General features: G+C 68.2%; 21 protein-coding genes. 6 read left to right on the top strand and 15 right to left on the bottom strand.

Translation table 11 applies throughout. From position 1 onward, the window contains the following. Window positions 1-36: 36 nt before the first annotated feature. On the bottom strand, window positions 37-222 hold the full coding sequence (locus B3D50_RS04365; RefSeq protein WP_003164030.1) for a hypothetical protein: 186 nt from the start codon (window positions 220-222) through the stop codon (window positions 37-39). Then, complete coding sequence (gene hppD, locus B3D50_RS04370; protein WP_286949625.1) at window positions 223-1,308, bottom strand: 4-hydroxyphenylpyruvate dioxygenase; 1,086 nt, start codon at window positions 1,306-1,308, stop codon at window positions 223-225. Between the two features lie 224 nt (window positions 1,309-1,532). Between hppD and B3D50_RS04375 the strand changes: the two genes are divergently transcribed. Genes B3D50_RS04375 through B3D50_RS04385 form a run of 3 tightly spaced genes read left to right on the top strand, consistent with a single transcriptional unit; the run spans window position 1,533 to window position 3,312 of the window. Further along, complete coding sequence (locus tag B3D50_RS04375) at window positions 1,533-2,114, top strand: YqaA family protein (RefSeq protein WP_286949627.1); 582 nt, start codon at window positions 1,533-1,535, stop codon at window positions 2,112-2,114. Between the two features lie 55 nt (window positions 2,115-2,169). Then, complete coding sequence (locus tag B3D50_RS04380) at window positions 2,170-2,709, top strand: disulfide bond formation protein B (RefSeq protein WP_003164027.1); 540 nt, start codon at window positions 2,170-2,172, stop codon at window positions 2,707-2,709. Between the two features lie 12 nt (window positions 2,710-2,721). Continuing rightward, window positions 2,722-3,312 (top strand): demethoxyubiquinone hydroxylase family protein, encoded by a 591-nt coding sequence (locus B3D50_RS04385; protein WP_269300399.1) that lies wholly within the window; start codon window positions 2,722-2,724, stop codon window positions 3,310-3,312. A gap of 67 nt (window positions 3,313-3,379) precedes the next feature. Here B3D50_RS04385 and B3D50_RS04390 read toward each other — a convergent pair whose 3' ends face one another. The 5 genes from B3D50_RS04390 to B3D50_RS04410 form a co-directional block, all read right to left on the bottom strand. Then, window positions 3,380-4,333 carry a hypothetical protein gene (locus B3D50_RS04390; protein WP_286949630.1) on the bottom strand — a complete coding sequence of 318 codons (954 nt, stop codon included), beginning with the start codon at window positions 4,331-4,333 and terminating at the stop codon, window positions 3,380-3,382. Between the two features lie 2 nt (window positions 4,334-4,335). Next, the gene (locus tag B3D50_RS04395; RefSeq protein ID WP_286949632.1) at window positions 4,336-6,987 is read right to left on the bottom strand and encodes a fimbria/pilus outer membrane usher protein; all 2,652 of its coding nucleotides are present in this window, start codon (window positions 6,985-6,987) and stop codon (window positions 4,336-4,338) included. After that, complete coding sequence (locus B3D50_RS04400; protein ID WP_286949634.1) at window positions 6,984-7,868, bottom strand: hypothetical protein; 885 nt, start codon at window positions 7,866-7,868, stop codon at window positions 6,984-6,986. The genes B3D50_RS04395 and B3D50_RS04400 overlap by 4 nt, the downstream gene beginning before the upstream one ends. 142 nt (window positions 7,869-8,010) lie before the next feature. After that, the gene (locus B3D50_RS04405) at window positions 8,011-8,772 is read right to left on the bottom strand and encodes a hypothetical protein (RefSeq protein WP_286949635.1); all 762 of its coding nucleotides are present in this window, start codon (window positions 8,770-8,772) and stop codon (window positions 8,011-8,013) included. A gap of 156 nt (window positions 8,773-8,928) precedes the next feature. Beyond that, entirely contained in the window at window positions 8,929-9,459 is a 531-nt protein-coding gene (locus tag B3D50_RS04410) for a hypothetical protein (RefSeq protein ID WP_286949636.1), read from the bottom strand. A 207-nt stretch (window positions 9,460-9,666) separates the two neighbouring features. Here B3D50_RS04410 and B3D50_RS04415 point away from each other — a divergent pair, with 207 nt between their 5' ends. Further along, complete coding sequence (locus tag B3D50_RS04415; protein ID WP_286949637.1) at window positions 9,667-10,527, top strand: hypothetical protein; 861 nt, start codon at window positions 9,667-9,669, stop codon at window positions 10,525-10,527. Window positions 10,528-10,545: 18 nt separating this feature from the next. Here B3D50_RS04415 and B3D50_RS04420 read toward each other — a convergent pair whose 3' ends face one another. The 8 genes from B3D50_RS04420 to B3D50_RS04455 form a co-directional block, all read right to left on the bottom strand. Beyond that, complete coding sequence (locus B3D50_RS04420; protein ID WP_286949638.1) at window positions 10,546-11,052, bottom strand: helix-turn-helix transcriptional regulator; 507 nt, start codon at window positions 11,050-11,052, stop codon at window positions 10,546-10,548. Between the two features lie 330 nt (window positions 11,053-11,382). Further along, window positions 11,383-11,817: a hypothetical protein gene (locus B3D50_RS04425; protein WP_040344483.1), complete on the bottom strand. Its 435-nt coding sequence runs from the start codon at window positions 11,815-11,817 to the stop codon at window positions 11,383-11,385. A 215-nt stretch (window positions 11,818-12,032) separates the two neighbouring features. Then, window positions 12,033-13,001 (bottom strand): esterase-like activity of phytase family protein, encoded by a 969-nt coding sequence (locus B3D50_RS04430; RefSeq protein WP_286949639.1) that lies wholly within the window; start codon window positions 12,999-13,001, stop codon window positions 12,033-12,035. After that, window positions 12,998-14,881, bottom strand: a complete 1,884-nt coding sequence (cobT, locus tag B3D50_RS04435; RefSeq protein WP_286949640.1) for a cobaltochelatase subunit CobT — start codon at window positions 14,879-14,881, stop codon at window positions 12,998-13,000. Before cobT ends, B3D50_RS04430 begins: the two co-directional genes overlap by 4 nt. 121 nt (window positions 14,882-15,002) lie before the next feature. Then, window positions 15,003-15,353 carry a hypothetical protein gene (locus B3D50_RS04440; RefSeq protein WP_286949641.1) on the bottom strand — a complete coding sequence of 117 codons (351 nt, stop codon included), beginning with the start codon at window positions 15,351-15,353 and terminating at the stop codon, window positions 15,003-15,005. Window positions 15,354-15,428: 75 nt separating this feature from the next. Beyond that, window positions 15,429-16,169, bottom strand: a complete 741-nt coding sequence (locus tag B3D50_RS04445; RefSeq protein WP_003164024.1) for an NYN domain-containing protein — start codon at window positions 16,167-16,169, stop codon at window positions 15,429-15,431. Between the two features lie 206 nt (window positions 16,170-16,375). Continuing rightward, on the bottom strand, window positions 16,376-19,228 hold the full coding sequence (locus B3D50_RS04450; protein WP_286949644.1) for a M16 family metallopeptidase: 2,853 nt from the start codon (window positions 19,226-19,228) through the stop codon (window positions 16,376-16,378). Window positions 19,229-19,358: 130 nt separating this feature from the next. Beyond that, entirely contained in the window at window positions 19,359-19,880 is a 522-nt protein-coding gene (locus tag B3D50_RS04455) for a MarR family winged helix-turn-helix transcriptional regulator (protein WP_286949647.1), read from the bottom strand. A 3-nt stretch (window positions 19,881-19,883) separates the two neighbouring features. On the opposite strand from B3D50_RS04455, the gene B3D50_RS04460 reads away from it, so the two are divergent. Together B3D50_RS04460 and B3D50_RS04465 are read left to right on the top strand one after the other, a co-directional pair. After that, window positions 19,884-20,576 (top strand): glutathione S-transferase family protein, encoded by a 693-nt coding sequence (locus tag B3D50_RS04460; protein ID WP_286949649.1) that lies wholly within the window; start codon window positions 19,884-19,886, stop codon window positions 20,574-20,576. After that, window positions 20,576-20,929 carry a DUF3883 domain-containing protein gene (locus tag B3D50_RS04465; protein WP_286949651.1) on the top strand — a complete coding sequence of 118 codons (354 nt, stop codon included), beginning with the start codon at window positions 20,576-20,578 and terminating at the stop codon, window positions 20,927-20,929. Before B3D50_RS04460 ends, B3D50_RS04465 begins: the two co-directional genes overlap by 1 nt. Window positions 20,930-20,951: the final 22 nt, after the last annotated feature.

Genomic DNA, 20,951 nt, shown 5'->3' on the forward strand with positions numbered 1-20,951 from the left:
GGGCGACGTCAATCGCCGAAACCCCTCCGCCTTGGTCTAGCGTTTATGATGCAGGCGTCGCCACAGGCGGTGGGCCAGGATGGGGGCGAAGCCGCAGACCAGGGCGGCGGCCAGAACCATCCAGAAGCCGCCCCCCAGCCAGTACTCGCCCGCCAGCGCCCCGGCCCCGGCCGCCAGAAGCGGGCCGAGCCAAGGCAGCCAGTGCGGAGGCCGAAACCGCATTCAGGCGTCGACCTTGATGACGCCGCGACGGATCTGGTCCAGCTCGATCGAGTCGAACAGGGCCTGGAAGTTGCCGTTGCCGAAGCCTTCATTGCCCTTGCGCTGGATGATCTCGAAGAAGATCGGGCCGAAGGTGTCCTGGGTGAAGATCTGCAGCAGCAGGCCTTCCTCGTCCGAACCGTCGATCAGGATGCGGTTCTTGCGCATCCGCTCCACGTCCTCGCCGTGACCCGGCAGGCGTTTGTCGATCAGCTCGAAATAGGTCTCGATGGTGTCCTGGAAGTCGACGCCGCGTTCGCGCATGGCCTCGACCGTCTCGAAGATGTTCTCGGTGGTCAGGGCGATGTGCTGGATGCCTTCGCCGTTATAGCGGCGGATGAATTCCTCGATCTGGGAATTCTCGTCCTGGCTCTCGTTCAGCGGGATGCGGATGGCGCGGTCGGGCGCGATCATGGCCTGGGAGAACAGACCCGTCGCCTTGCCCTTGATGTCGAAATACTTCTGCTCCTCGAAGTTGAACACCGAGCTGTAGAAACCCGACCAGGTGCGCATCTCGCCGCGACGGACGTTGTGGGTCAGGTGGTCCAGGATCTCCAGACCCACGGAGTTCTTGCGCTCGGCCTCTTCCCAGCCCTCGATCTCGTCCCAGGCGTCATACAGCGAGCCCTTCTCGCCGTACTGGTCGATGACGTACAGCAGGCTGCCGCCGATGCCCTGCAGCACATAGGGGTAGTCGCCGGCCAGGGCGCCGCCGCCCGTGCCTTCGGCCTTGCGGGCGCCGCGCGCCAGCGCGCCCTCATAGGCGGCCTTGGCGTCGGCGACGCGGAAGGCCATGCCGTTGGCAGATGGGCCGTGGTCCTTGGCGAAGTCCGCCGCCTGCCCGGCGGGCGTGCGGTGGACCAGCATGGTGATGTCGCCCTGCTTCAGGCGCACCACGCCGTTGGCCGGGTTCACATGGGTGGGGGTGAAGCCCATCAGCTCCAGGCGCGAAATCATCGCTTCGGGCTCGGGGCCGGTGAATTCGACGAACTCGAAGCCATCGACGCCGAGGGGGTTTTCCTGGTCGAGTTTGGCGGCGTCCTGCATGACGCGTCTCCTCTCTCTTATGGTTTGACGCGGCTCAGGCCGACATGGCGCGGCCGCTGATTGGGGCGGAACCTACTGGCGGGGCGGTATCGGGCGCAAGGCGGCTGTGGGTTGAAACGGCACACGTTCCGGTGTCGCAGTCGATGCATCGCCTCTCGCCCCCGTTCGCGCGGCCTGCTATCGGGCGGGGGATGAGAGGCGGGGGCCTCGATCGGGACGCCTGAATGCTTCGCAAGCTCTACGACTGGGTCTTCTCTCTGGCCCGCCACCGTCACGCCACGCGCTCGTTGGCCGTCGTTTCCTTCGCCGAAAGCTCCTTCTTCCCGATTCCGCCGGACGTCATGCTGGCGCCCATGGTGCTGGCCAGGCCGGACCGCGCCTATTTCTACGCCACGGTCTGCACCATCGCTTCGGTGTTGGGCGGGATCCTGGGCTACGCCATCGGCTACTTCCTGGAGCCGGTCGGCATGTGGATGCTGGCCCTGCTGGGCAAGGCGGATGCGTTCGAGGCGTCCAAGGCCCTGTTCCAGCAGCACGGCGCCTGGGTCATCCTGATCAAGGGGCTGACGCCGATCCCGTTCAAGCTGATCACCATCGCCTCGGGCATCTTCCAGTTCAATCTGGCGCTGTTCATCGCCCTGTGCGTGCTGACGCGCGGCGCCCGCTTCTTCCTGGTGGCCTTCGTGCTCAAGCGCTGGGGGCCGCCCATGCTGGCGATCGTCGAAAAGCGGCTGGCCCTGTTCACCGTCCTGTTCCTGGTCCTGCTGGTCGGCGCCTTCTTTATGGTCAAGCTGATCGGTCACTGATCGACGCCGCTCTCCGCTCAGTTTATGAGAGGCGCCTGGTTCCTGTGAGGCGCAGATGAGCGCGATCTACAAATTGCTGACCCGCTGGTGGACCGCCTTTGCTCTTGGGGCGTCGCTGGCCATGCTGGGCGCGGCCCATGCGTTCGAGCGGTTCGGCGGAATGCCGCCGTGCAGCCTGTGCCTGAAGCAGCGCGAGGTCTATTGGGCCGCCGTCGCCATCGCCGGGGCCGCCACCTTCTGGGCTCTGTTCAGCCGGGCCAGCCGGGGCACGCCGCGCATCGCCTCCTTCCTGCTGGCGGCGATCTTCCTGACCGGGGCGATCACGGCGGGCTATCACGCCGGGGGCGAGCTGAAGTGGTGGGCCTTGCCGGCCACCTGCATGGCCGCGCCGAGCACCACCATCGACCTGTCGGCCCTGACGGCCCTGATCGACGGCACGGGCGGAAGCGCGGGCTTCGTCTCCTGCGGCGACATTCCGTGGAGCTTCGCGGGCCTGTCGATGGCGGGCTGGAACTTTGTGATCTCCCTGGCGCTGGCTGTCTTCAGCCTGCTGGCGGCGAAACGTCCCAAGGACGCCCGCGCGCCGAGGAGCTAGGATAGAGGCGTCATGACCCAATCAGCCGAAGCCGTCTCCGCCGCCCGTCGCATTCCCCTGGCCCGCCCCGGCGGGGGGCAAGACAAGGCGCGCCTGGCTGAGATGCTGCGCGTCGACCACGCGGGCGAGTTCGCCGCCGTCCACATCTACCGCGCCCAACGCGCCGTGCTGGAGGGCCGCAAGGGCAAGGACGCCATCGCCGCCGACCTGACCGAGATGGAGGGGCACGAGGCCGTCCACCTGGCCCGGTTCGAGGCCCTGCTGAACGAAAATCGGGTGCGCCCCACGGCCATGATCCCGCTGTGGAAGCTGGCGGCGACGGCGCTCGGCGCCGGCACGGCCCTGATCTCGGAAAAGGCGGCCCACGCCTGCACCGAGGCGGTCGAGAGCGTCATCGAGAAACACTACGCCGACCAGATCGAGGAAATCCGGGACCGCGATCCCGAACTGGCCGCCGAACTGACCAAGTTCCGCGAAGAGGAACTGGCCCACCACGACCACGCCATCGAGCACGGCAGCCGCGAGGCCCCCGCCTACCGCCTGCTCAGCAGCGTCATCAAGGTCGGCTGCAAGGCCGCCATCAAGATCAGCGAACGCATCTAAGTCCTGGTGGACTTCCAGCCTGTCATTTTGCGCCTGTCAGGCTGGCCTATCCGTCGCTCGCCGCTGCCTAGATCGGCGCCACGGTCAACTCGATGAGGTCAGAGTAGAGGCCGGCTCGGCGGCGCGCGGTCTCGCCCACCTGCAGTTGCAGGTCATAGGCGTCTTCGCCCAGGCCGGTGCCCTTGCGGCTTTCCACCTGGCCGCCCGTGCCCAGGTTGATGGGACGGTTGCCCAGGCTCAGGCGATAGGGCACCCACCAGGACGAGTCCTCGGCCAGCACCAAGCGGCCCTTGTTGCGCGACGACACCGCGACGCGATAGCCGCCGGTGCTCTTGACCCACACCTGCAGCGGCAGATTGGTCCCGCCTTCGGCCAGTTCGCCCAGTTCGATCCGTCCGCCGCCGTCCGTGCGGGTGAATGCGCCGCGCAGGCCCATGACGGCCGACGGCTGGACGTTGAGCGCAAGCACCAGCAGCTTGTCTGCTGAAATGCGGTTGTCCTTGGCGCGGAAGGCGAATTGCACCGGCTGTTCGAACAGGCCGTCCTGGCTGAGTTGATCGACATCGACTTCGAGACGATAGCGGCGCAGGACGCGCGCGCCCGGCTGAAGCGTCAAGGCCGCGCCGCCTGGGCGGGCTTGGGATCGGCCCGCGACCGGGGTCAGGTTCGCCGCCGAAAACTCGTCCGTCAGGCTGTAGGGCAGGGTGGACCAGCGGCCGCTCGGTCCGGTGGTCGGCCGCAAGCCGAACGGCTGGCCTACGGTGGTGACTTCCACCTCGCCCTCGCAGGCGGCCGCGCCGTCGTTGGACCAGGCGATGTCGAAAGTGGCGAAGGCCGCATCGTCGCCATAGGGATCATAGCCGCGGATCTCCCACCGCGCCTGCTGCGGCTCGATCCGCACCTGGCAGCCGGGGGCGGCGGGCCGCGACGCCTGCGCCGTGGCGACTCCGGCCGCCGCGAGCGACGCGATCAGCGCCATGCCGGCGAAGGCGGACGACGCACGTTTTTGAAGAACGCTCATGCTCAATCTCCTTCAGGCGCAGCGATGTCGACGTGGACGACGCGCAGATTGTAGAGGCCGTCGTTGTCGGCCGGGACGGTGAAGTCGAAGCCGCCTCTGGGATCAGTGAAGAGTTCGACGCGATAGCGCCCGCCCGGCTTCAGCCCCTGGACGGCGAAGCGGCCGACGCTGTTGGTGAAGAAGGGCTGGGAAGCGGCGTCGGGCTCGTCCAGGGCGATCACGCGCCCGCCGATCAGCGACAACGGCGTCGGGCCCGCGGCTCCGCGCCCGGTGACGGAGCCCACGGCGCTGACGAAGGCGTCCGAACCGATCTCGAAGGCGTAGCCGCTGCGATAGGCCGGCCGCACCCGCCGTACGCCCTCGCCGATGTCATAGCCGGCGGGCGCGTCGATGACGTCGTAGTAGACGGAATCGTTCACATACGACCCCAGGTGGGGATAGAGCACCGGACCCAGGGGCCCGCTGGCGGCCGAATAGCGGCCGTCGCGCAGGACTTCGCCGGCGATGACCGGACGATCTTCCAGGCTCGGGTGGCCGTACAGGATGGCGAAGCTGTCGGCGACGCGCCGGCCGATGGCGGCCTTGCCGCCCGCGAAGGCGATGGCGGTAGAGACGCTGGCGGTCGTGACCTGCTGGTCGCTGATCGAGCCGAAGTCCTGACCGTATCCGGCGTGCGAGATCGAGGCGTTGAAGCGGTTGCCGACATAGTCGACGCCGCCCAGAAGGCTGGCGGGACCGTCGTCATAGGTGGCGATGGCGGAGTAGCCGATCGAACCGGCCAGATTCTCCGGGATCTTGTAGAAGGAGGCGGAGGCGCTGTTCAGGTTGGAATCGTAGCGCGCGTCGGCGCGTACATCGCTGGACGGCCGCCAGGTCAGGGCGAAGGTGAAGCCCCAGCCGTCGCGGTCGCGGCGGCCACCGGGCGTGTCTTCGTACTTGAGGTAGTTCACCCCCGCCTGAGCGCTCCACTGACGGTTGATGGCGTAGTTGGCCGTCAGGTCCGAGCGGAAGGAATCGCCCAGGCCCGCGCTGTCCCGCGACTTGTTGTAGGCCAGGCCCACGCTGCCGTAGAGGCGGTCGGAGAAGACGCGCGAGTACTGGCCGTAGGCCTGCCAGGCGATGGGGTTGGAGGCGTCCGGGTCCGAAAGCGTCGCAAAGCCTTCCGACACATGTTCGAACTGAACCGTGAAGAAGTCCGACGTCGTGGGGCGGTCGATATAGAAATCATAGGCTGCGACAAGGGCGTAGCCGCCGCCGGCCGTGTCGCTGTTGCTGGCGCCGACCTGGAAGTTCAGACGAGACCCGTTGCGCAGGATGAACTGGGTCTGGGCGTTGGCCATCTGGACCCGTTCGCTGGCCTGCAGGCCGACGCCCAGGGCGGGTTTGTCGATGAAGGCCTTGCGCCAGTACCCCGTGAAGGCGAGGTCGCCGTCAGTATAGTCCGGCTGGCCGAAGCTGGGACGTCCGGCCACCCCGAGATATCCGCCGTATTCGTACTCGCCGGGATCGAGGTCGATCGAGTCGATATAGGCGCTGTAGCGATAGGATTGGGAAGCGCCCGATCCGTCGACCACGACGACTTCCAGGTCGTTGCTCCCGGTCTGCACCGGCAGGTTGGACAGGTCGTACTGGCCGGGATCCAGGCGCAGTTCGCGCACCAGGGCGCCGTTGCGCAGGATACGCACCGTGGACTCGCTCTGCAGCAGCAACTGCCGGTCCTGGCGGAACACGTTCGGACGATAGGGGTCGAAGCGGCGCCGCTGGCGCGTCACGCCCACGCCGCCCACGTCGGCATAGCCTTGCAGACCGCGGAACTCGGGGTTGAGATCGCCGACGGTCCAGCGGCGGTATTCCTGGGGCTGGTCGTAGACGAAACGGGCGTAGCGCCGCAGCCATTCATAGTCGCCGGACCCCAGGGTCTCGCGGCCCTGAACCTCGGCCTCCAGAACCAGGCCGCGCCAGCGGCCGGCGCCGTTCAGATAGACGTTCGGCGCAGGGGCGTCGCCGGTCGCGTGGCGATAGCTCCACGATGTCGCCGCGTTCAGGAAGGCTGAGAAGGGCAGGGGCGCCAGGCCTTCCGCCTCGGGGCCGCCGCGCTCGAACAGGACTTCCAGGCGTCGAAGATTAGGGGCGATGCGCACCACCAGCAGCGACAGGGCTGTGGGGTCGTATTCGAGCGACACCCCTTGAGCGGCCAATTCCTCGCCTTCGAAACCCTGTTGGCCGGCCAGTCGCGCCGTGAGCGCCGCAGCGGCCTCGTCGGTGAGCAGGGGCGTGATCAGTTCGAGGAAGCCTGCGGAATCGACGATGAAGCGGTCATCGCGCGTCAGGGTCACAGGAACTTCGCCCAGAGGCCGCCGGTTGAACGTCAGCGGCGCGGTCAGGGTGATGTCGCGATTGTAGGGATTGATGTCAGGACGCACGACCGCTGCCGGGGGGGCGGCGGTCGGGGAGGCGGGCTGGGGGGCACTCTGGGCCGCGCCCGGCGGCGGATTCTGCGGAGGTTGGGCCTGAACCTGCGCTGGCTCTTCGAACCGAGGCGGCGCCGTGATGATGGGCGCGTCTTCGCTCAGCGGCGCCGCGCTGGCGGGCGCTGCGCCGTTCGAGACCAGAACCGAGGCCAGGATCGCCGTAGGGACTAGCCGAGGCTTCATTGGCTGAAGCGCACCTTGATCGGCGCATCCGGCGAGAAGGCGACGGTGGTGGGCAGGTAGAAGGTCCGATCGCCCTTCAGGGGCTCGAGATAGCCGGCGCCGACGGCCTCGTTGACGGTCGAGGCGTCCAGGCGGATTTCGGTGCGCGCGCCGTCGGGACCACGCCCCTCGACCCACCAGGTTGCGCCGCTCATCAGGGCGTAGCGGCGGCCAGCGTTGCGCACGCGGACCTCGACGCCGGGAACCTTGGCGGCGTTCGGCGTCGGGGCGGCCTCGCCCGTGCCGCCGACGCTTTCGTCGATGACGGGGGCGGCCGGGGCGGCGTCGATTTCAATCGCGCGGGCGCTGACGACCGAGACGTCGGCCGTTGCGCCCGGAGGCGCGACGGTGACCAGCGACTTCATATGGTAGACGACCTGCACCTGGGCGGCGAGGTCGCCGCCGGCGCCTTCCTCCAGTTCGACGGGAAGCTGGCGGATGCCGACGTAATAGGCGCGCGACACGTCGATGTCGGGGTCGCCGACCCACTGAACCCGGATCACCTGGCGTCCGCGCACGGGCACGACGCCCTGCGGCGGGAAGACCAGGAAGTCCTCATCGGCCGCGGTTTCCACAAGCTTGCCGTTCTCGTCGAAGGAGATGCGCGTGATGCGCGTTTCATAGGGCAGAGCCTTGGCGGCCAGGTTCTGCACCTCGATCCGGGCGGAAGATCCGGCGCCGCGCGACGAGATTTCCGCGACCATGGGCGAGACGCGCATCGCCTCGACGGCGGTGGCGGTGATCCCCAGGAACAGGGTGGCGGCCAGGACCAGTCCGATGCGGGACTTCTTTTTCTGTCGTTCGACGCGAGGCGCGGCCCGCTGTTTCAGCCCTAGTCCCATATTGATCTTCCCCCCTCAGCCTGCAGGCTCGTGTACCGAGGTCATGCAGAATTCGTGCCGCTGATACGCAAATGACGTCCTTCTGACGCTCGAAGCCCGCCCGACAGGGCGGGCGGGCTTCTTCGCATCTTGCCGGGCCGTTTTAGATGGCGGCCAGTTCGATCGTCAGGGTGTCCTGATAGGTGCCCGAGACCAGCGACTTGCTCGGGACCGGCACGTTGATGTTGACGTTGAAGTGCGACTTCCAGGCGCCTTGGACCTTCAGGTCGCCGGCTTCGGTGGTGTCGACCGTCAGCGTCTGCGTCGAGGCGGTCGCCGAACCGGCGCCGGCGGGAACGCCGGTCCAGGTCGCATCCACCTTGTACGGCAGGTTGGCCTGGAACTGGGCGCCGTCGAAGGCGCCGGCGTAGTTCGACTTCATGCCGGCGACGCCGTTGGCCTTGGTGATGCGCACTTCGTTGCGGGTGTTGCAGCCCGCGGTGTTGGTCTCGATCGAGGCGTTGGCCGCGCTGACCATGTCGAAGGCGTCGTCAACGCCGCCGTTGTCCAGGGTGTTGATGCCGATCTGGCCGAAGTTCAGAACGGTGTTGATGTTGCCCGAGTAGAAGGAGCAGTCCTGCGAGACTTCGCCGCGCAGGGTGAAGCTGGCTTGGGCGTTGCCGGCGGTGCCGATGTTGTTGGCGACGCTGCCCGAGGCCGAGATCCACGACGCGACTTCCTCGCCGCCGAGGAAGGCCGACAGGGCGTTGGCGCCCTGGCCCGCGAGGGCCGAGCCCTGGCCCGAGCCGCTGATGCTGCCGATGATCGGCAGGTGAGCCGCGCTCTGGCTGAAGCTGCCGGCCGAAGCGGCGGTCGCGGAGAGGGCCAGCGCAGCGACGCCGGCGATCAGTTGATAGGCTTTCATTTCAGTCTTCCTCCAAGAAGTGCGCAGGATTGCGCCAGTCACACCCGCTTTGGCCGCGCCGCACGCGCCGAGCTTCCGCACAGTCCGCTCAGCTGCCCCACGGGGGCGCCAGGCATCCGCTCGACGCTCGATGTGCTTCGCGTTCATCGCCGGTCTCTACAGCCTCGGCACGAGGCTGATCTCCACGGTTTCCCAGTAGCGTCCGGCCAGCAGGCCGGCGCCTTCGGGCTCCATCATCTCGATGTTCAGGCGGCCGCCGTCGAAGGCGACGCCGCCTCGGCTCGAGATCACCTGTCCCGCCTGAAGCTGCCGGCTGGTGAAATCGCCGGTCGCCGCGCCGCCGCGTCCGCCGCGGCCGGGGGTTCCGCTTTCCAGGGGCACGTTGATGGCCAGGCGATAGGCCGCCAGGCCGCTGTACGGGCCTTGCCCGCGCGGCAGGGTTTCATGCGCCAGGCCGCCGTTGGCGGAGCGCAGATTGATGTCGAAGGGAACGTTGCAGCTCAGGCCGAAGCGCGTCTCGACGGCCAGTCCGCTGCGCCGCAGGTCGCCGAAGTCGACGCCGCCCAAGGCTCCGATGTCGCACCGCGGCGAAATCCGGCCCACGGCTTCCAGCACCAGGGACTTGCGCCCGGCGTCGGCGGCCTCGGCCGCCGTTCCGGCTGCGGCCAGCATTGCGGCTGCAAGCAAACAGGCTGTTCGCATCTGCTCCCCGGCGTATGTCGCCGCCCCCTCGTTCGAGGGCTAAGGAGCACGTTAGGCTTTTGTTAATCGTCCCCCATTTGGGGTACGCGCTCAAAGAAAAAATAGTTAATTTCATGATTATTCGATGAAATTCGCCGCGTGGGCGAATTGGGGCGACCCCCGCCTCGTGTCGAGGTCGTCGGGGAGCCTGACATGAAGATGCTTTTCGCGGCCCTTTACGTCCTGGCGCAGGCCGTCTCTCAGAACCCGCCGGCCGCCGCCGGGCCTGCCGACGCCTCGATCCCGGCCCTTGAGGTTCAGCGCCGACCCGACGCCGTCGGCGATCTGCGCGTGTTCGTCAGCGAGACCGAGCTGACATCCTACGCCGAAGGCGGCGAGGCGCGTCAGGTCAACCGCCAGAAGTTCGAGCTGGAGACCCTGGCGGCCTCGACGGAACGGATGACCCTCCGGTTTCGGTTGCTGGAAGCCTCCCTGACCGACAGCCGCGATCCCGGTCTGGAGCGGCTTCTTCAGGCCTGGGTCGGCGTGGATGTAGTCGTCGCCGCTGACGCCTCTGGACGACCCGTGGCTTTTGCGGACTGGCCCGCCGTGCGGGAGGCGTATCGCATGCGTCTGAGCGAACTGGGCCTGCAACAGGAACAGGCGGACGTTCTGGCGGGGGGGCTGGACCGCTTGCCGCCGGAGGATTTGCTGTCCCTGCTGCTGAGCGATGTCGCCTTGCTGGCGGAAATGCAGCCCCGACAGCCTCTGCCGGAGGGCCGTGTCGAGCAGCCGCTTCAGAATACGGACCAGGTGGCGCGATCCGGCGTGCAATCGGTTGCGCGCACCGCCGATGGATGCGGCCTGCTGCTCACGCGCTCGTTCAGCGCCGAAACGCCTGGCTCGACCGGGACTGCGAACAGCATGAAGCGCGATACCCGCGCCACCCTCCATGTCGCGGACGGTTGGGTGTCCGAGGTCAGCCGCACGACCGCGATGCGCGCGGGCGAGCAGCGGTCGGATGAGGTGGTGCGCATCCGGCGCGATCCGGCGCCCCAGTGTCCCGCCGCCTGATCGTCAGCCGCAGACGGATCAGGACAGCCGGAAGGGCGATATCTTGGCGAACATCTCTTCGCGGCTGCTGACGCCCAGCTTGGCGTAGGCGCGTTTGACGTGCGTGCGGGCGGTTTCCAGGCTCACGCCGAGGTCTTGCGCGGCTTCTGTGACCGTGGCGCCGTCGACCAGCCGCTTCAGCAGAGTGGTTTCCGCCGAGGTGAGATCGAGCGCCGGACCGAAGTCGGCCCACAGGCGGCGCGATCCCGCGGTGTCGCTGAAGGCCAGGATGACCGCTTGGGCGTCGCCCAGCGCGATCCGCACCGCGCGGATGATCAGGCAGTCCCCGCCGCCGTCGCGTCGAGCCAGAACCCAGGCTCGAGGCTCGTCGCCCAGGGTCTCAAGAAAGGTCGAGAAGGCGAACAGGCCGGTGCGCTGGGCGAAGCTCAGTCGGCCCCCAACTTCACCAAGATCGCGGTCGATGGTGAGAAGCCGGCGCCCTTCTTCATTGCTCCACAGAAGGTGCAGGCTGGGCGTGATGATCATGGCCGCACGGCTGCAGCTCTTGCTCCAGGCTTCTGAGCAAGCGGTCTCATTGATCGATTCAATATTGAATCGATGTGTCTCTGCCGTACCGTGCAGGCCCACCCCGTTCTCTCCCCGTCGACGATCCGAGGCGTCGCCCCGTGTCGCTCGCTGATGTGATCGCGATCAACGAACGGCGGCATAATGTAAAATCAAGGGTGTTAACTGTAAAGTTTGAAACTTGATCGGCGTCATGTGATGCGCGTCGATGAGGCGCGGCGCGTGGAATGACAAAGCCCCCCGCCAGGGCGTCGGCGGAGGGCTTTGTGACGTTTGGACCGAAACCGTCGCTTAGATCGGCTGAATCGTCAGGGCCAGAACCAGAGGTTCGTCCAGCTGCACCTCGTCGAAGCGGTAGGCGATGGTGCGGATGGCCGCCATATTGGAGCGACGCAGTTCCAGATTGCCGGTCTTCGTCAGGTTCAGCGATCGCTCGCCATAGGTCATGCGGGCGGTCTCTGTGGCCTTGAGCGGACGATAGGCGGCGGAGACGGTGAAGCCTCCGGGGCTGTTGCAGGCCTCGATAACGGACCCTGTCCGGCCGGTCTCCGCAACGACGGTGGTGTCGGGCCGCACCCAGCAGGCGACGGGTACGACCGCGCGCAACTGGTAGGAACCGCCCGCCCTGGGGCCCGCCGCAGCGATCTGCGGCGAAGCGAAGGCCGTCACGCCGGCGGCGACGGCGACAAGAAGCGCACAGCGGCGCAGCCGCATCAACTTGGTCATGGCGTCCTCATGGCTCCTGATTGCCACGAGACCATAAAGGGGGCGCCCTTAACGCCTGCCGATCAGACAGGCTTAGTGCGCGCTTAAGTACTATAATGAACCGATGCTTACTGATCCGGCGCAGAGCGCGTCTGCAGGACGCTCGGTGAGCCTTCCGCACGAGCGGCATGGAGCCCCGGAGGTCACTCTCCTTCCTGCAACAAAGGGAAGAAGGATCAGCGAACGTCAAACGCCAGCATCAGGGTCTTCTGCGCCGGATTGGCGTTGTCGTCGGACAGGATGTAGAGGCGCGTTCTTTCCGCATGGCGCTCGGCGGCGATCCCCTCGAAATTATCCGTCAGGCCCGGCAGCTTCAGCTCGATCAGCACCGGCCCCAGCGCGCCGTCGGAGCCCATGCGGCGCACGCGGGCGCGGACGTCGAAGGGCGGGCGCCACGACCGCTGCACCGCGAACCAGCCGTCGCCGCCGGGATCGCGCTCCAGCCCCGTCAGCCGCCAACCGTCAGCGGGCGCCGTCGGCTCGACCACGGGGCGGCAACCTTCCAGCGAGCAGTCCCAGACCCCGCCGCCTTCGCCGCCGACGCGCCAACCGTCGGGCGCCGTCGCCAGCGCCTCCAGGCCTTCGTTCAGCGGGAAGTCGACCGCAGGATGCGGCCGCGCCTGCGGCCGGGCGCTGAGCGCGTCCAAGGGACCGTAGCTCCAGATGCGATGTTCGCGCTCGAAGCTGATCAGAACCTCGCCGTCTACGCCCAGAGCGAGCCCCTCGGCGTCGCCCGCGGCCTTGTCGGCGATCGGCTCGCCCTCGGCCGTCGTCAGCCGCCGCACCCGCAGATCGTGCAGCCCCGACAGCTTGCCGTCCGCATCCAGCTCAAGCCGCCCGCGCACCAGATCGCCGGAATCCGACACGGCGACGAAGCCGCCGTCGCCCGTCAGCTTGAGATCGGATAGTCCGTGCAGGCTGGAGACGGGCGCCGCGATCAACTGCACTCCGCCCGCATAGTGCACGCCCTTCGCCAACCGTGCGCCGCCGGGCCAGCCCAGGCCGACCTGTCGCGTCGAACCGCCCGCGGGCGCCCAGCCGTCGGCCGTCGCCTCGGGCGTCCAGGGGCGTGACATGACCGCCGCCCCGGCGCAGGCGGCCAGGGCGAGGGAGATCAGGGCGGCGACATAGAGGCGGCGATTCACGCCGCGCGCTTGTGCGGAACCCGCCCGCCCTTGCCGCCGACGGTCTTCGGTTCGGCCTCGAACAGTTCGGCCAGTTTTTCGGTCATGGCGCCCGCCAGTTGCTCGACGTCGACGATGGTCAGGGCGCGGCGATACCAGCGGGTCACGTCGTGGCCGATGCCGATGGCCAGCAGCTCGACTGGGCTGCGCGTCTCGATCTTCTCGATCACCTGGCGCAGGTGCTTGTCCAGATACAGGGCCGCGTTGGCCGACTGGGTGGAATCGTCGACCGGCGAGCCGTCCGAGATGACCATCATGATCTGCCGCGCCTCGGGCCGGGCCAGCAGGCGGTCGTGCGCCCATTCCAGCGCCTCGCCGTCGATGTTTTCCTTCAGCAGGCCCTCGCGCATCATCAGGCCGAGGTTCTTCTTAGCCCGGCGCCACGGCGCGTCGGCGCCCTTGTAGATGATGTGGCGCAGGTCGTTCAGGCGACCGGGGTTGGCGGGCTTGCCGGCGCTGATCCACGCCTCGCGGCTCTGTCCGCCCTTCCAGGCGCGGGTGGTGAAGCCCAGGATCTCGACCTTGACGCCGCACCGCTCCAGCGTCCGCGCCAGGATGTCGGCGCACACCGCCGCCACCATGATCGGCCGCCCGCGCATCGAGCCGGAGTTGTCGATCAGCAGGGTCACGACCGTGTCGCGGAACGGACTTTCGCTCTCCATCTTGAACGACAGAGGGCTGGTCGGGTCGGTGATGACGCGGGTCAGGCGCGCCGTGTCCAGCATCCCTTCCTCAAGGTCGAACATCCAGCTGCGGTTCTGCTGGGCCAGCAGACGCCGCTGCAGCTTGTTGGCGAGGCGCGAGACCACGCTGCCCAGGGTCGACAGCTGGGCGTCCAGCAGGGCGCGCAGCCGGTCCAGCTCCATCGGGTCGCACAGTTCGGCGGCGTCGATGATCTCGTCATAGGCGGTGGTGAAGGCGCGATAGACCTCGACCGCCCGGCCGTCGTCCTGGGTCTGCTGATGGTTGGGGCGGTCGCCCTCGCTCAGTTCGGGGGCGTCTTCCTGGCCCTCGCCGTCGGGTTCGCCCGGCGTGCCGTCGGGACGGGCCTGACGCTCGTCCTCGGCGGACTGGTCGTCGGCCGTGCCGTCCAGGGAGTCGCCGCCCTCGCCGCCGTCCTGTTCTTCCTGCTCGTCCTGATCCGCCTGGTCCTGATCGGGCTTGTCGGCGTCGTCCTCGCCGTCCTCCTCGGGCGAGTCGCCGCCGTCGGCGTCGCCGGGGTCGAGATCCAGCGCGCGCAGCAGATCCTTCATCCGCGCGCCGAAGGCCGCCTGGTCGTCGCCTAGGGCCGCCAGGGCGTCCAGCTCGGCGCCTGCCTTGGCCTCAAGGTCGGCGCGGACCCGGTCCAGCATGGCCTTGGCGCCGTCCGGCGCCGGTTCGCCCGTCATCCGTTCGCGCAGCAGCAAGGCGGCCGCCTCGGCTACCGGCACCTGGGCCGCCTCGGCGCGCAGGGCGCCTGACTTCTCCAGCCGGGTGATCAGGGCGGATTCGAGGTTGCGCCGCACGCCCTTCAGCTCGCGCGCGCCGACGGCCTCGACGCGGGCCTGTTCGACGGCGTCGAACACCTCGGCGGCGTTCATGTCGACCGGGCGCAGCCGCGCATCCAGCGCCGGATCATGATTGGCCAGGCGCAGGGCCAGCCGGTCGGCCTGGCCGCGCAGGGCGGCGCTTTCGGGCGCGGCCGGATCGCGCGGCGGGTGTGGCAGGGACAGGACGCCGTTCGACAGACGCGGCCCGTCCGAGCCGAAACGCACCTCCAGCTCGGCCTGTTCGGCCAGCGCCCTCGCGGCGTGCGACAGGGCGCGTTTGAACGTCTCTACGGGGGTCTCTGCGGCGGCCATCCGCCACACATAGACCATACTGCGGCGGGGGAAAGGGGACGAGGCGTCCTAGGCTGGGATTCCGTCACGGCGGCTCTTGGCGGCGCGCGACCCGTTCGTCTGACCCGGCAGGTCGTGGGGTTCAGCCCACAGGCCGGCCGCCAGGCGAACGCGCGACGGGCAGTTCGCCCCAGCGCGCTCCCTGCATTTCTCGCATCATATCTGTCGACATGCGTTCGCGCTGACTGCTGTTCAGGGGAACCTTGCGGCAGACGCGTTGCTGGATGGTGCTGCCCATGGCGCGCTCCCAACCGCAGACCGTCCGCGTCGGGCCGTTCGTCACCGTAGGCGGCCGGGCGGAGATGGTGCGGCTGGGCGAAGTCGAAGCGATAGGCGAGCGCAGATCGGCCTCGGCGGCGCTGTCGTCCTGCATCGGCGCACCGCTCAGAACTAGGAGGGCGAGGGTCGAGATCAGCATGGCGAGAACTCCCATAGGGACGTCAGACGGTCACCATGCGGGCAATCGGCTCATGTTGCAACGTTGTTCGCTCAACGGCTTCGCTTGAGCCTAGCGGGGCTTCAACCGCACCCGCATGACGCCGCCGGGGCCGACCTCGACGTCGAAGCGGCCGGTGGCGCGGACCAGTTCAGACAGTTTGGCGTGGCCGTAGGTGCGCTGGTCGAAGTCGGAATAGGTGTTGCGCAGGCGGTTGGCGACGCCGCCGATATTGACCCAGCCGTCGCCGTCCTCGTCCATGTCGGCGATGGCGGCGGCGATCAGGGGCACGGCCTCGGCGGGGTTGCGCTCGGCCGGGGGCGCCGCGTCCGCGCCCGCCTCGGCGGCGGCCCGTCCGGTCAGGTTCTCGGTGTAGATGAAGCGGGTGCAGGCCTGGCGGAAGCTTTCGGGCGTCTTGCGCTCGCCGAAACCGTAGACCGGAACGCCCTGTTCGCGGATGCGCGCCGCCAGTCGGGTGAAGTCGCTATCCGACGACACCAGGCAGAAGCCGTCGAACCGGCCGGAATGCAACAGGTCCATGGCGTCGATGACCAGGGCGATGTCGCCTGAATTCTTGCCCTTGGTGTTCTGGAAATTCTGCTGCCATTGGATCGCCCAGCGCGGCAGGACGTCGATCCATCCCCGCAACGCCGGACTGGCCGCATCGCCGTAGATGCGCCGCGCCGAGGCCTCGCCCAGGGTCGCGATCTCGGTGAACAGCGCCTCGGCGATGCGGGCCGAGGCGTTCTCGCCATCGATCAGCACGGCCAGGCGCGGGGCGCGGGCGGCGGGGTTGAAGGCGTCGGTCGGCATGTAGACTCCGGCGAGGGGAGGAGAGGCGGGAAGGCTCGCCCCGGCCGCGTCCGGGGTCAACCAGTTCCGTCTTTTATAACGCTCATCCCGGCGTCCGCCGGGACGAGCGGGAGCTGCAGTCATCGCTGGCTGAGAGGCGCCTAAAACAAAACGACCGGCGAGGTCGTCCCCGCCGGCCGTCTCATTTCAATCCGGTCGAAGCCGCCTTACTGGGCCGGCTTCGGCGCCTCGGCGGCGCGCACCTCGACCGGCAGACCCAGGGCGTCCAGCTGCGGCTTGACCACCGCGGCGTCGCCGACCACCACCCAGACGAAGCGCGAGGGCTGGATGGCGGCGCGGGCGGCGGCGTCCATCTCCTGCGCCGTCAGGGCGTTGATGCGGCCCGCCAGGGTCTCCGGATAGTCGTCCGGGCGGCCGTAGAGGGCGTTGGACTGCAGGGCGCCCAGCACCTGAGACGAGGTCTCATAGCTGCCCGACAGGGCGCGGGTGCGGCCCAGGACGGTGCGCTCGCGCTCTTGCGCCGTTACGCCCTCGGCGCCCAGGAAGCGATCGTACTGGCTGACCAGGGCGGCGATCGACTCGCCCGTGCGGTCGGCCTGGACCGGGGCGTTGACGATATAGGGCGCGCGGTTCTCCAACTGGCTGATCGTGCCGCGCACGCCGTAGGACCAGCCCTTGGTCTCGCGCAGATCGGCGTTGATGCGCGACAGGAAGTCCGTGCCCAGCACCGTATTGGCCGTGGTCAGGGTCAGGATGTCGTCCGTTCCCGACACCGGCAGCACCTGGCCGCCGTAGATCAGCGACTGCGGCGACTGCGGCCGGTCGATCAGCACCACCCGCGCCGAGGTCTGCGGCAGGGCGGCGTCGAAGGCCTTGGCGCCCTTGGCCGTCGCCGGGGCGCGCCAGTCGCCGAAGGCGGCTTCCAGCTGCGGCTTCAGTTCGGTCAGCGGCAGGTCCGACACCACAAACAGCTGGGCGTTGTCCGGACGGATCCAGCGGGCGTGCTCGGCCGCCAGGTCGTCGCGCGACAGGCCGCGGATCACCGCCTCGTCGCCCGTGCCGCCGAACGAACGGCCGTAGGGGTGGCTCTCACCATAGATCAGCGGCGGCAGGGCGCGGCCGGCGATGGCGGCGGGCTGGGTCTTCTCATTGGCCAGGGCGGCCAGGCGCGTGGCGCGCAGACGCTCGATCTCGGCCGGAGCGAAGGCCGGGTTGCGCACCACGTCCGACAGCAGGGCCAGCGACGGCTGCAGATTGGTCGTCACCGCCGACAGGCTGGCGATGGTGCGGTCCATCGACGAGCCGACGGAGACGTTGGCGCCCAGACGTTCCTGCGCCTCGGCCAGGGCCTTGGAGTCGCGCGTCGTCGTGCCTTCCTGCATGACGCTTAGCATCAGGGTGTGGGCGCCCAGGCGGTCGGCGCGGTCGGCCGCGACCCCGGCGTCGAACTCCAGCGCCACGCGGGTCACCGGCACGGTGGTCGAGCGGGCGTAGACGATCTCGACGCCGTTCGACAGAGCGGCGCGCTCCACCGCCGGGAAGTCGACGTTGGACACCTGGCCGATGGCCGGGGCGGGGTCGCGAGCCACGCGCTGGATCGGCTCGGCCGGCGTCGGGGTCGCGCCCGACGGGGCGGCGGCGGCCTCGGCGTAGGCCTCGCGCTCGCCCGGCATGACGATCTGGCTGTAGACGGGGCGGCTCAGCCATTTCTGCATCGCCGCCTGGACCTGGGCCGGGGTCACGGCGGCGTAGGCCGCCAGCTCCTTCTTGTAGAAGTCCGGATCGTTCGAATAGAGCTGCCCCTCGGCCAGGACCGAGGCCTTGCCGTTGGCGGTCTCCAGCCCCTGGATGCGCTGCGAGGCGTAGCGCGTCACCACGCGGTTGATCTCATCCTGGGTCGGGCCGTTGGCGATCAGGTCGGCAAGCACGGCGTCCATGCGCTGGGCCACGGCGTCCGCATCGGCGCCCGGCTTGACCATGGCGGAATAGCTGAACATGCCGAGCCGCTGGAAGGTCTGGTTCGAGGCCGAGACGCTGGAGGCCGTCTGCTCGTCGCGCACCAGCACATTGTCCAGGCGCGAGCTGGCCAGGCCGCCCAGCACCGAGGCGCCGACGCTCAGCGGTACGGAGTCCGGATCGCCCAGGCCCGGCACGGCCCAGGTGCGGCTGATGCGGGTCTGGGCCACACGGTCGTGCAGCACCTGTTCGACCGGCGCCGCCAGGGTCGGCACGGGGGCGGCCGCCGGGGTGTTGACCGGGCCGCGCGCGATGGCGCCGAAATACTTCTGCGTCAGCTCGCGGGCCTCGGCCTCGTCGATGTCGCCCGACAGGACCAGGACGGCGTTGTTGGGGCCGTAGTTCTCACGGAACCAGTCGCGCACCGTCTCCATGCTGGCGGCGTCCAGGTCAGCCATGGAGCCGATGGTCGAGTGGCGATAGGGGTGCCCTTCAGGGAACAGGGCTTCCAGCGTGGCGTAGTAGGTCATGCCGTAGGGCTGGTTGTCGCCCTGGCGCTTCTCGTTCTGAACGACGCCGCGCTGCAGGTCCAAGACCTCCTGGCTGACCTGCCCCAGCAGATAGCCCATGCGGTCGGATTCCAGATAAAGCGTGTACTCCAGCGCCGGGGTCGGCACCGTCTGGAAATAGTTGGTGCGGTCGAACCAGGTCGTGCCGTTCAGGCTGGTCGCGCCGGCGGCGTTCATCGTCTGGATGTGGCTGGAGGGCGAGTTCTCCGACCCGCCGAACATCAGGTGCTCGAACAGGTGCGCAAAGCCGGTCGAGCCCTTGGGCTCGTCCTTCGACCCGACATTGTACCAGACCGACACGGCCACGACGGGGGCCTTGCGGTCCTCGTGGACCAAGACGGTCAGGCCGTTGTCGAGCTGGAAGCGCTTCCACGGAATGTCGACGCGGGCGATCAGCTCGGACACGGGCGCGCCGCGCAAAGGCTCGGCCTGGGTCGTCGCCACAGCGGAGGCGGCGGCCGCAGGCGCGGCGATGACGGGCGTGCTCACGGCCAGCAGGGCGGCGAGCGCAACGGAAGAGGCGGCAAGGCGCATGATGATTTCAGTCCCCAACGGATCATGTTGAGGCGGACCTTAACCGCGCGCGTCGCCGCCGCAACGCGACACATTGTTATATGGATAATTCTTCATCTTCGGCGCGCCCGGCCCGCCCCAAGTCGGCTTCCTAAGTTGTGGCAAGCTTCAGCAACGCCCTTAGCGCGGCTCCGTCGCCGATCTCGCTCTCAAGGGCCGCATGTTCCTGGATCCAGACCGGCGTCGCCTTGCCGAGCGCGTTTCGGCCTGCGTCGGTCAAGGCGACCCGCCGTCCGCGCCGGTCTTTCTCGTCTACCGCTATGGTGACCAGGCCAGCCCGCTCCAACGGTTTCAAATTCGCGGTCACGGTTGAGCGGTCCATCGCCAGCAGTTCGGCCACGGCGCCGATCGTGGGCGGTTCGGGCCTGTTCAGTCCGTTCATCAGCGAGAACTGGCCGCTGGTGATCCCATAAGGTCGAAACGCCTCGTCGAACCGTCGGGACAGGGCCCGCGCAGCGCGCTGGGCGTGCAAGCAAAGGCAATGATCTCGAATATGCAGTGTTTGAGAAAAGGTGGTTGGCGGATTTGACATGACTGAAATTATGTTGATATCAAACTTTATGTCAATGCGAGGGGGCGACGTCGAGAGCGTCCGGACAAGCTGAAGGAGCATCCCATGATCCAGGTCACGGCTTTCAAGTGGGTGCCTGACTTCGCCCAGGGGTCAGTCCGCGATATCCGCGTCCGCTGGGCGCTGGAGGAGGCGGGCCTCGGCTATGATGATCGGCTGATTGGGTTTGAAGATCAGTCAACGCCTGCATACCGATCCCTGCAGCCTTTCGGTCAGGTTCCCGCCTACAGCGACGGCAAGGTGCAGATGTTTGAGAGCGGGGCCATTGTTTTGTGGATCGCGCAGAATTCGTCTGAACTCATGCCTGACGACCTCCCCGGACGTGCGATGGTCATGACATGGCTCTTCGCCGCCATGAACAGCGTCGAACCTCTTGTCGCCGAACTGGCCGGGATCGATTTTTTCAACGCTGACAAGGCTTGGGCGAAGGAGCGCCGGCCAGAGGTTGAAGCCGCTTTGCGCGGGCGATTGAGCGACTTGCAGGATGCCTTGGGGGATCGGTGGTGGTTCGCCAACGACCGCTTCAGTGCGGCGGACATCCTGATGGCGCACGTGCTGCGAGACCTGCGTCACACGGACATCATCGCCAGCTTTCCTGCGCTAGCCGCCTATGTCACGCGCGCCGAGGCGCGCCCTGCGTTCAAGCGCGCGCTCGCTGATCAGTTGCGGCCGTTCGGCGAGTACGAGGCGATTCAGCGGGCCGCCCCTACGTCAGGGCGCATCACGCCCGCGACCTGATGGCGCGCACAGGCCGTTCGCACCGCTCGGTTGAGTTCAAGCACATGAACCTGTCCTCGGTCCTGGCCGACCTCGGCCTGCCGACCATCCGCGGCGACGGCGCCGGCTACGACATCCGCAGCTTCGATCCGGCGGGCCGCGAGCGCCTGATCGAGGTCAAGGCCACGCGCGGCGGCCCCGCCACCGACTTCTTCCTGACCCGCACCGAGCGCGAGGTCTCCGCCGAACGCCCCGACGCCTGGCGCCTCTACCGTCTCCACGACCTCGCCGCCGCGCCGGGGCTATTCCAGCTCAAGCCCCCGCTTGAGGAGGCGGTGACGCTGACGGCGGAGACATGGCGGGCGGGGTTCTGAGGGCTGACAGTCCAGGCGGCGC

Origin of the sequence: Brevundimonas sp. UBA7507 (assembly GCF_002478355.1) — a bacterium.
GTDB lineage: Bacteria > Pseudomonadota > Alphaproteobacteria > Caulobacterales > Caulobacteraceae > Brevundimonas > Brevundimonas diminuta_D.

Coding starts and splice junctions, on each gene's coding strand:
- B3D50_RS04365 (WP_003164030.1), bottom strand. CDS start 222: ATGCGGTTTCGGCCTCCGCACTGGCTGCCTTGGCTCGGCCCGCTTCTG.
- hppD (WP_286949625.1), bottom strand. CDS start 1,308: ATGCAGGACGCCGCCAAACTCGACCAGGAAAACCCCCTCGGCGTCGAT.
- B3D50_RS04375 (WP_286949627.1), top strand. CDS start 1,533: ATGCTTCGCAAGCTCTACGACTGGGTCTTCTCTCTGGCCCGCCACCGT.
- B3D50_RS04380 (WP_003164027.1), top strand. CDS start 2,170: ATGAGCGCGATCTACAAATTGCTGACCCGCTGGTGGACCGCCTTTGCT.
- B3D50_RS04385 (WP_269300399.1), top strand. CDS start 2,722: ATGACCCAATCAGCCGAAGCCGTCTCCGCCGCCCGTCGCATTCCCCTG.
- B3D50_RS04390 (WP_286949630.1), bottom strand. CDS start 4,333: ATGAGCGTTCTTCAAAAACGTGCGTCGTCCGCCTTCGCCGGCATGGCG.
- B3D50_RS04395 (WP_286949632.1), bottom strand. CDS start 6,987: ATGAAGCCTCGGCTAGTCCCTACGGCGATCCTGGCCTCGGTTCTGGTC.
- B3D50_RS04400 (WP_286949634.1), bottom strand. CDS start 7,868: ATGGGACTAGGGCTGAAACAGCGGGCCGCGCCTCGCGTCGAACGACAG.
- B3D50_RS04405 (WP_286949635.1), bottom strand. CDS start 8,772: ATGAAAGCCTATCAACTGATCGCCGGCGTCGCTGCGCTGGCCCTCTCC.
- B3D50_RS04415 (WP_286949637.1), top strand. CDS start 9,667: ATGAAGATGCTTTTCGCGGCCCTTTACGTCCTGGCGCAGGCCGTCTCT.
- B3D50_RS04420 (WP_286949638.1), bottom strand. CDS start 11,052: ATGATCATCACGCCCAGCCTGCACCTTCTGTGGAGCAATGAAGAAGGG.
- B3D50_RS04425 (WP_040344483.1), bottom strand. CDS start 11,817: ATGACCAAGTTGATGCGGCTGCGCCGCTGTGCGCTTCTTGTCGCCGTC.
- cobT (WP_286949640.1), bottom strand. CDS start 14,881: ATGGCCGCCGCAGAGACCCCCGTAGAGACGTTCAAACGCGCCCTGTCG.
- B3D50_RS04440 (WP_286949641.1), bottom strand. CDS start 15,353: ATGGGAGTTCTCGCCATGCTGATCTCGACCCTCGCCCTCCTAGTTCTG.
- B3D50_RS04445 (WP_003164024.1), bottom strand. CDS start 16,169: ATGCCGACCGACGCCTTCAACCCCGCCGCCCGCGCCCCGCGCCTGGCC.
- B3D50_RS04450 (WP_286949644.1), bottom strand. CDS start 19,228: ATGCGCCTTGCCGCCTCTTCCGTTGCGCTCGCCGCCCTGCTGGCCGTG.
- B3D50_RS04455 (WP_286949647.1), bottom strand. CDS start 19,880: ATGCTCCTTCAGCTTGTCCGGACGCTCTCGACGTCGCCCCCTCGCATT.
- B3D50_RS04460 (WP_286949649.1), top strand. CDS start 19,884: ATGATCCAGGTCACGGCTTTCAAGTGGGTGCCTGACTTCGCCCAGGGG.
- B3D50_RS04465 (WP_286949651.1), top strand. CDS start 20,576: ATGGCGCGCACAGGCCGTTCGCACCGCTCGGTTGAGTTCAAGCACATG.